Annotated in this window: 8 protein-coding genes; all 8 read left to right on the plus strand. The window is 67.4% G+C overall.

Going from position 1 to position 8,073, the window contains the following annotated elements:
* The first annotated feature begins 70 nt into the window (after positions 1-70).
* Genes ACODSK_RS31780 through ACODSK_RS31815 form a run of 8 tightly spaced genes read left to right on the plus strand, consistent with a single transcriptional unit; the run spans position 71 to position 7,934 of the window.
* Positions 71-865 (plus strand): CoA-transferase subunit beta, encoded by a 795-nt coding sequence (locus ACODSK_RS31780; protein WP_489021999.1) that lies wholly within the window; start codon positions 71-73, stop codon positions 863-865.
* Between the two features lie 16 nt (positions 866-881).
* Positions 882-1,799 carry an enoyl-CoA hydratase gene (locus ACODSK_RS31785; RefSeq protein ID WP_489022000.1) on the plus strand — a complete coding sequence of 306 codons (918 nt, stop codon included), beginning with the start codon at positions 882-884 and terminating at the stop codon, positions 1,797-1,799.
* A complete protein-coding gene (locus ACODSK_RS31790; RefSeq protein WP_489022002.1) occupies positions 1,796-2,911 on the plus strand; it encodes an NAD(P)H-dependent flavin oxidoreductase in 1,116 nt (371 codons plus the stop codon). Before ACODSK_RS31785 ends, ACODSK_RS31790 begins: the two co-directional genes overlap by 4 nt.
* Entirely contained in the window at positions 2,908-3,660 is a 753-nt protein-coding gene (locus tag ACODSK_RS31795) for an enoyl-CoA hydratase family protein (protein WP_489022004.1), read from the plus strand. Before ACODSK_RS31790 ends, ACODSK_RS31795 begins: the two co-directional genes overlap by 4 nt.
* A 9-nt stretch (positions 3,661-3,669) precedes the next feature.
* Entirely contained in the window at positions 3,670-4,818 is a 1,149-nt protein-coding gene (locus ACODSK_RS31800) for an acyl-CoA dehydrogenase family protein (RefSeq protein WP_489022005.1), read from the plus strand.
* Positions 4,819-4,827: 9 nt separating this feature from the next.
* Positions 4,828-5,886: an acyl-CoA dehydrogenase family protein gene (locus ACODSK_RS31805; RefSeq protein ID WP_489022007.1), complete on the plus strand. Its 1,059-nt coding sequence runs from the start codon at positions 4,828-4,830 to the stop codon at positions 5,884-5,886.
* Positions 5,887-5,889: 3 nt separating this feature from the next.
* A complete protein-coding gene (locus ACODSK_RS31810; protein ID WP_489022009.1) occupies positions 5,890-7,041 on the plus strand; it encodes an acetyl-CoA C-acetyltransferase in 1,152 nt (383 codons plus the stop codon).
* Between the two features lie 14 nt (positions 7,042-7,055).
* Positions 7,056-7,934, plus strand: a complete 879-nt coding sequence (locus tag ACODSK_RS31815; protein ID WP_489022011.1) for an SDR family oxidoreductase — start codon at positions 7,056-7,058, stop codon at positions 7,932-7,934.
* The last annotated feature ends 139 nt before the right edge of the window (positions 7,935-8,073 follow it).

Below are 8,073 nucleotides of genomic sequence, written 5' to 3' on the forward strand. Positions count from 1 at the left end.
CTGCAATCGCTGGCAAGCCAGCTCCCACAGGGGGCGCGCGCACCAAATCGAGCGTTATGAGGAGCGAAGTATGCCCACCACCTGTGATTTCACCCTCGCCGAACTGCTGATCGTCGCCGCCTCCGAGGCCTGGCGCGGCAATGGCGAGGTCATTGCCTCGGGCCTCGGGGTGATTCCGCGCCTGGGCGCCAGCCTGGCCAAGCTCAGCCATAGCCCGGAGCTGCTGATGACCGACAGCGAAGCCTTCCTGGTCGAGGAACCGGTGCCCCTCGGCGCCCGCACGGAGCAGCCGCGCTACTCGGGCTACCTGTCTTTCGAACGGGTCTTCGAGTGCGTCTGGGGCGGTCGCCGCCACGCCATGATCGGGCCGACACAGGTCGATCGCTGGGGCCAGACCAACCTGTCCTGCGTCGGCGACTACCAGCAGCCGAAGATCGCCATGCTCGGCGTGCGCGGCCTGCCGGGCAACAGCATCAACCACCTCAATTCGTTCTTCGTCCCCAGCCACAACACCCGGGTGTTCGTCAGCGGCGAGGTGGACATGGTCTCCGGCGTCGGCTTCAAGGCCGAACGCTGGCCAGAAGGGGCGCGCCGCGACCTGATGGATATCCGCCGGGTGGTCACTGACCTGTGTGTCATGGACTACGACGGCCCGGACCGCGCCGCGCGGGTGCGCAGCCTGCATCCGGGGGTGAGTTTCGAGCAGGTCCAGGACAACACCGGCTTCCCGCTGCTCCAGGCGCCGGACCTGGGCGAAACCGCCCGGCCAACGGCCGAGCAACTGGCGATCATTCGCCGTCTCGACCCCCACGGCCTGCGCGCCAGTGCGCTGAAAGGCAATCCGCCCGGCATCCGGGCCGCCTGAGACGAGGAGCGCGAGCATGCACAACCACGACAGCGAATTCGTCGTCCGCCACGACCAGTCGGCCTACGAGACCGATACCCCGGTGCTCTACAGCGTCGCCGAGGGCATCGCCAGCGTCACCCTGAACCGGCCCAACTTCAACAACGCGCAGAACTCGCAGATGACCTACGCCCTCGACGCCGCCCTGCGCCGGGCGGTGGACGACGATGCGGTCAAGGTCATCGTCCTGCGTGGCAACGGCCGGCATTTCTCGGCGGGGCACGATATCGGTACGCCCGGTCGGGATATCGACAAATCCTTCCCCCGTGCCCATCTGTGGTGGGACCACACCAACAAGCCCGGGGCCGAGCAGTTGTACGCCCGCGAACAGGAGGTGTACCTGGGCATGTGCCGGCGCTGGCGCGAACTGCCCAAGCCGACCATCGCCATGGTCCAGGGCGCCTGCGTGGCCGGCGGGTTGATGCTGGCCTGGGTCTGCGACCTGATCGTCGCCAGCGAGGACGCCTTCTTCCAGGACCCGGTGGTGCGCATGGGCATTCCGGGGGTCGAGTACTTCGCCCATCCCTATGAGCTGAACCCGCGTATCGCCAAGGAATTCCTGTTCTGCGGCGAGCGCATGAGTGCGGCCCGTGCTTACCAGATGGGCATGCTCAACCGCGTGGTGGCGCGCGACGAGCTGGAGGCGGCGACCTATGCCATGGCCGCCAGCATCGCCCGCCAGCCACGCATGGGCCTGGCCCTGACCAAGCAGGCGATCAATCACGTCGAGGACCTGCAGGGCAAGCGCAGTGCCATGGACGCGGCCTTTGCCTGGCACCATTTCGCCCATGCCCACAACGAGCTGTTGTCCGGCGACAAGCTCGGCGGCTTCGATGCCAAGGGCATGGCCCAGGCCAACAAGCAGGCGGCCGCCGCCGGAGGCGAGGGCGCATGAGCGGCTGGCTGGCTACACCCTTGACGACGGCCCTGGGCTGCCGCTACCCGATCGTGCAGACCGCCATGGGCTGGGTCGCCGATGCCGGGCTGGTCACCGCCAGCACCCGCGCCGGTGGTTTTGGCTTCCTGGCCGGGGCGACCATCCCGGCCGCCGAGCTGGAAGGCGAGATCCGCAAGGTGATCGAGGCCACCGGTGGCAGCAACTTCGGCCTGAATTTCCATATGTTCCAGGACAACGCCGCGCAATGCGTCGACCTGGCCATCGCCTACCGGCTGCGGGCGGTGAGCTACGGTCGCGGTCCGGACCAGAAGACCATTGCCCGCTTCAAGGCGGCCAATGTGCTGTGCATTCCCACGGTGGGCGCGCTCAAGCACGCGCTCAAGGCCGAGCAACTGGGCGCCGACCTGATCACCATTCAGGGCGGTGAGGGCGGCGGGCATACCGGTGGCGTGCCCAGCTCGATCCTCTTGCCCCAGGTGCTGGACGCGGTACGCGTGCCGGTGATCGCCGCCGGCGGTTTTTCCACCGGACGCGGCCTGGCCTCGGCGCTGGCGGCCGGGGCGGCGGGTATCGCCATGGGCACGCGCTTTCTCATGACCCGGGAATCGCCGACCCCAGCAGCGACGCTTGAGCGCTACCTCAAGGTCAACGATCCGCAGCAGGTGCGGGTCAGCAAGGCGGTGGACGGCATGCGCCACCGGATGATCGAAAACCCCTTTATCAATCGCCTGGAACAGGCCGGTCCCTTTGGCCGCCTGCGCATCGCCCTGGGCAGCGCCTGGCAGTGGAAGCAGCACACCGGCATGAGCCTGGGTCATATGGCGGCGGTGTTTTTGCGTGCCGTACGCGAAGATCCGGCGGCGCTGTCCGAGGTGGTCATGGCGGCCAACCAGCCGGTGCTGCTGCAGCGTTCCATGGTCGATGGCCTGCCCGACCAAGGCATCCTGCCCAGCGGCCAGGTGGCGGCGGCCATCGGCGAACTGCTCGATTGCCAGCAGGTGATCGAAGGCATCGCCCGCGAGGCCGAGGCGTGCCTGGAGGCGCTGCTGTCGCGACGCGCCGTCGTTGAATCGGAAATTAATACAATAAGTACTATGGAGCCGCTATGACTCAGGCATTCAGCACCCGTTTGCAGCAGGGGATCGCCGAACTGGTGATCGCCAAACCCCCGGTCAATGCCCTCGACAGCCTGGAATGGCAGGCCCTGGCCGATGAGATCGAGCGCCTTGGCGTCGATCCCGAGGTCCGTGTCGTCGTCATTCGTGCCGAAGGCCGTGGCTTCTGTGCCGGGGTCGATATCAAGGAACTGGACGCCCATCCCGAGCGCATCGTCGCGGTCAACGCCGGCAACTACGCCACCTTCAAGGCCGTGCACCGTTGCCCGGTGCCGGTGATCGTCGCGGTGCACGGCTTTGTGCTGGGAGGCGGCATCGGCATCACCGGCGCGGCGGACATCGTCGTTGCCGCCGACTGTGCCAGCTTCGCCCTGCCTGAAGTGGACCGTGGCGCCATGGGCGGTGGTGCCCATCTGCAACGGCTGTTCCCGCTGCAGAAGGTGCGCTACCTGTTCTTCACCGGCGACACGATCGGCGCCCGCGTGGCCATGCAGTACGGCTTTATCGAACGCATCGTGAGCAAGGAGCAACTGCGCGACACCGCCCTGGAGATCGCCGCGCGCATCGCCGCGAAGAGCCCGGGAATGATCCGCATCGCCAAGGAAGCCCTCAACGGTATCGAGGACGGCAACCTGGAAGACAAGTACCGCTGGGAGCAGGGCTTCACCTTGCAGGCCTACAGCAGCCCGGATTCGGCGGAAACCCGCCGGGCCTTCGTCGAAAAACGCCAGGCGCGGTTCTGAGGAGACGCCATGCAACTCACCTATACCCCCAAGCAACAAGCCTTCCGCGCCGAGGTGCGGGCCTGGCTGGCGGACAACCTGCCCAGGGAACCACTGGCCAGCTACGACACCCGCGAGGGCTTCGAACAACACCGCGCCTGGGAGGCGAAGCTGTTCGACAGCCGCTGGTCCATGGTCATGTGGCCGGCCGAACTGGGCGGGCGCGGCTGCGACCTGATCGAGTGGCTGATCTTCGAGGAAGAGTATTACGGCGCCGGAGCACCGATGCGGGTCAACCAGAACGGCCAGTTGCTGCTCGGCCCGACCCTGATGGAGTTCGGCACGCAGGAGCAGAAGCAGCGCTTCCTGCCGCGCATGGCCGCCAGCCTCGACATGTGGGCGCAAGGCTGGTCGGAGCCGAACGCCGGCTCGGACATGGCGGCGATCACCAGCAAGGCGGTGCGCGAGGGTGACCACTATGTGATCAACGGCCAGAAGACCTGGTCGACCCGGGCGATCTTCGCCGACTGGCTGTTCGGCCTGTTCCGCAGCGAACCGGGCTCGACCCGCCACCATGGCCTGTCGTTCCTGATGGTGCCGCTGGACGCGCCGGGGGTGAGCATTCGCCCGATCAAGGCGCTGAACGGCAAGGACGCCTTCGCCGAAGTGTTCTTCGACGATGTGCGGGTGCCGCTGGGCAACCTGATCGGTGCCGAGGGCCAGGGCTGGCAGGTGGCGATGGCCACCGCCGGCTTCGAGCGCGGCCTGCTGCTGCGCTCGCCGGCCCGCTTCCAGCACACCGCGCGCAAGCTGGTGGAACTGTTCAAGGCCGAGCAGCAGGCCGTCGAGCGCGATCCGGGGCTGCGTGATGCGGTGCTGGAGTGCTGGATGGGCGCCGAGGCCTACGCGCTGTCCGCCTACCACACCGTGGGCCGCCTGGCCCGGGGCGAAACCATCGGCGCCGAGTCGAGCATCAACAAGATCATCTGGTCCGAGCTCGACCTGAAGATGCACGAAACCGCCATGCGCCTGCTGGGTGCCAGTGGCGAGCTGCGTGATGGCGAAGCGGCCGGCTGGCTTGAGGGCTTCCTGTTCGCCCAGTCGGGGCCGATCTACGCCGGTACCAACGAGATCCAGCGCAACATCATCGCCGAGCGCATGCTCGGCCTGCCGAAGTAAGGAGCGGCCATGGACTTCACTTTTACCGATGACCAACTGGCGTTCCGCGAGGCCATCAGCCGTTTCCTGATGACCGAGGCCGCCCCGGAAATGCTCCGGGAAATCTGGGAGACCGATGCTGGTCGCTCGCCGGACCTGCGCAACAAGATCGCCGCCCAGGGCCTGACAGCACTGTCGATTCCCGAGGAAGACGGCGGCCTGGGCATGGACGATGTGGCCTGGGCGCTGATGACCCAGGAACTGGGCTACTACGCCATTCCCGATTCCCTGGCCGATACCGCTTATGTCGCCGTCGGCCTGCTGCGCGCGCTGGAGCCGGGGCATCGCGCCCGCGCCGAACTGTTGCCACGCATCGCCGAAGGCAGCCTGCGCCTGGCGATCGGGCACCCGGTCAATCCGCTGGTCGGCGATGCGCAACTGGCCGAGGTGTTGATCCTGACCCACGGCGACGAAATCCACCTGGTGCCACGGGCGCAGGTGGATGTGCAGGGCGAACGCAGCATCGATGCCTCGCGCCGCCTCGGTCGGGTCAGTTGGCAGCCATCCGCTGCCACGCTGGTTGCCTCGGGCGAACAGGGCCGAGCCTTGCAGGCGCACCTGCTGGATCGCGGGGCGCTGTCGGTGGCCGGGCAACTGCTGGGCCTGGCCCAGCGCATGCTCGACCTGGCGGTGGACTACGTGGCCCAGCGCAAGCAGTTCGGCAAGCCGATCGGCAGCTTCCAGGCGGTCAAGCACCATCTGGCCGATGTCGCCCGGCATATCGAGCAGGCCAAGCCGGTGCTGTACCGCGCCGCCCATGGCCTGGCCCGGGGTGACGGTTCGGCCTCGCTGTGGGTTTCGCAGGCGCGCCTGGCCTGCTGCGAGGCGAGCTGGATCGCGGCGCGCAAGGGCATCCAGGTGCATGGCGCCATGGGGTACACCTGGGAAGTCGACCTGCAGATGTTCATGAAGCGCGCCTGGGCCCTGGATTCGTCCTGGGGCGATCGCGGTGTGCACAAATCCCGTGTCGGCGACTTCCTGTTCGCCGACGGCACCCGGCTGGGGCCGGGCCATACCTTCGAGGACTGAACCATGCCCGAGGCTTATATCGTCGACGCCCTGCGCAGCCCCACCGGCAAGCGCAAGGGCGCGCTGTCCGAGGTCCATCCCATCGACCTCGGTGCCCAGGTGCTGAAAGCCCTGGTGCAACGCAACGCCATTCCCGCCGAAGACTATGACGACGTGATTTTCGGTTGCGTCGATACCATCGGCGGCCAGGCCGGGGACATCGCCCGTACCAGCTGGCTGGCCGCCGGGTTGCCGCTGTCGGTGCCGGGGACCACGGTCGATCGCCAGTGTGGTTCGTCGCAACAGGCCGTGCATTTCGCCGCCCAGGCGGTGATGAGCGGAACCCAGGACGTGATTGCCGTGGGCGGCGTGCAGAGCATGACGCGGATTCCGATCTCGTCGGCCATGCTTGCCGGTCAGCCACTGGGCTATCCGGATCCATTTTCCGGCAGCGAGGGCTGGCGCCAGCGTTTCGGCAGCCAGCCGGTAGACCAGTTCTACGCAGCGCAGCGTATCGCCGACCACTGGGGCATCAGCCGCGAGCAGATGGAGGCTTTCGCCCTGGAAAGCCATCGGCGTGCCCTGGCGGCCCGGGACAGCGGGCGCCTGGCACGGGAAATCGTCGCCTGCGCGGGGCTGGTCGAGGACGAGACGCCGCGTCACACCAGCCTGGCGAAAATGGCCGAACTGCAAGCGGTGGACCCGCGCTTCCCGTCGATCACTGCTGCGGTGTCGAGCCAGACCTGCGACGCCTCGGCGGCCTTGCTGGTGGTCTCGGAGGCGGCGCTCAAGCGCTACGACCTGACCCCACGGGCCCGCATCCATCACCTGACGGTGCTCGGCGACGATCCGATCTGGCACCTCACCGCACCCATCGCCGCCACCCGCCGAGCCCTGCAGCGCTGCGGACTGGGCATGGGCGATATCGACCGGGTCGAGATCAACGAGGCCTTCGCTTCGGTGGTGATGGCCTGGGCCAAGGAACTGGACTATGACCCGGCGCGAACCAACGTCAATGGCGGCGCCATCGCCCTCGGCCATCCGCTGGGGGCCACCGGTGCGCGGCTGATGACCACGCTGCTCAACGAACTGGAATGCAGCGGAGGCCGTTATGGCTTGCAGACCATGTGCGAGGGCGGCGGCCAGGCCAACGTCACCATCATCGAACGCTTGTGACGGGAGGAAAGACCATGGGTATCTGCAATGGCCGCACGGTGATCATCACCGGTGCCGGCGGCGGGCTGGGCCGCGCCTACGCCCTGGCCTTCGCGGCCGAAGGGGCCAATGTGCTGGTCAACGACATCCGCGCCGAAGCAGCGGCGGATGTGGCGGGGGAGATCTGCAGCAAAGGCGGTCGGGCCATCGCCAACAGCGACGACATCACCAGCCTCGACAGCGCCCAGCGCATTGTCGACGCCGCCCTGGCGGCTTTTGGCGAAGTGCATGTGCTGGTCAACAACGCCGGAGTGCTGCGTGATCGCATGTTCATCAGCCTGTCCGAGGAGGACTGGGATCTGGTGATGCGCGTGCACCTCAAAGGGCATTACTGCCTGGCCAATATCCTCGGCCGCCGCTGGCGCGACCTGGCCAAGACCGGCACCCCGGTGGCGGCGCGGATCATCAATACCAGCTCGGGGGCCGGTTTGCAGGGCTCGATAGGGCAGTCCAACTACGCGGCGGCCAAGGGCGGCATCGCCTCGCTGACCCTGGTCCAGGCGGCGGAACTGGCGCGCTATGGCGTCACCGCCAATGCCCTGGCCCCGGCAGCGCGCACGGCCATGACCGAAAGCGCCATGCCGGAGGTGGTCAAGCCTCCCGAGGATGGCAGCTTCGACGCCTGGGCGCCGGAGAATGTCGCGCCGCTGGTGGTGTGGCTGGGTAGCGAGCTGTCTGGCCAGGTCACCGGGCAGGTGTTCGAAAGCCAGGGCGGGCGGATTTCGCTGGGGGATGGGTGGAGGACCGGGGTGACGCGGGACAAGGGGGCGGCGTGGCGAGTTGAGGAGGTGGGGGTGGCGGTTGAAGCCATTCTCGCTGAAGCGCCGCAGGCTCAGAGGGTGTGGGGTAGCTGAAGGCCCGATCGCTGGCGCTTGGCAGGGCATCGCGTAAAGGCTGATAGGTGCTTGCCTTGAGTCTTGCAGCGCTCTCCAGATCGAGTGCGCTGGTCTAATGACCCCGGACACCTCAATGGGTGAAAATCCCCCCACTGAG

The sequence above is a fragment of the Pseudomonas sp. FG98 genome (genome assembly GCF_057808595.1).